This window comes from Oleiphilus sp. HI0066, assembly GCF_001635725.1.
In genome coordinates this window covers 1-889 of sequence record NZ_LWFH01000221.1, presented here as the reverse complement: position 1 = coordinate 889, position 889 = coordinate 1, and the positions used below count along the sequence as shown (strand labels likewise).

The following is an 889-nucleotide window of genomic DNA, read 5'->3' as shown; positions in this document are numbered from 1 at the left end:
GCGCAGTGCTTCGATTTCTGTTTGAAGTTCGGCTAAACGGAAATGAATCACCTGATTATCTAGCAGAGGCTGTCCAAAGGTTTGGCGCTCACGACAATAATCAATGGTTTGGTCAACGCATTGTTCGAGCCCTTTCAAAATGTTTGCAGCACCAAATAAACGCTCCTCTTGGAATTGAAGCATCTGCATCATAAAGCCTGAACCTTCTGCGCCAATTCTGTAACGCTGCGGAATACGAACGTTATCAAAGAACACTTGTGCGGTTTCAGAACTGCGCATACCAAGTTTGTTTAGGCGTGGCGCTACTTCGATACCAGGCGTATTCATTGGAACAACGATTAAGGACTTATTCAGATGTACTTTGTCGTCAGAGGTGTTGGCCAATAGGCAGATATAGTCTGCTTTCGGGGAGTTTGTAATCCACATTTTTGTGCCGTTGATGACATAGTCATCACCGTCTTTTTTTGCAGTAGTTTTGATCGCGGCGACGTCTGAACCAGCGCTTGGTTCTGATACACCAATACAACCAATCATGTCGCCACTGATAGATGGCGCTAAGAACTCTTCGCGCAACTCGTTTGAGCCAAAGCGCGCGAGGGCAGGGGTACACATATCAGTTTGAACACCGATCGCAAGTGGCACGCCGCCACAATGTGCCGCGCCAAATTCTTCGGCCGCTACGATGTTGTAGCTGTAATCAAGGCCCATGCCGCCGTACTCAGTAGGCTTACTGATCCCAAGAAGCCCTAAATCGCCAAGCTTCTTGAACATTTCTTTCATTGGGAACTCGCCCGCTTTTTCCCACTCATCACAATATGGGTTAATTTCGTTATCTACGAAGTTCTTAACGGTGCGTCGTATCTCGTTGTGCTCTTGTGTAAAAATCATG

Annotated in this window: 1 protein-coding gene; it reads right to left on the bottom strand. The window is 46.9% G+C overall.

The genetic code is table 11. The features are described 5' to 3' along the window. Window positions 1-888: acyl-CoA dehydrogenase family protein (locus tag A3738_RS03350; RefSeq protein ID WP_068763358.1), on the bottom strand; the 888-nt coding region annotated here is incomplete at its 3' end. Window position 889 lies beyond the last annotated feature (1 nt).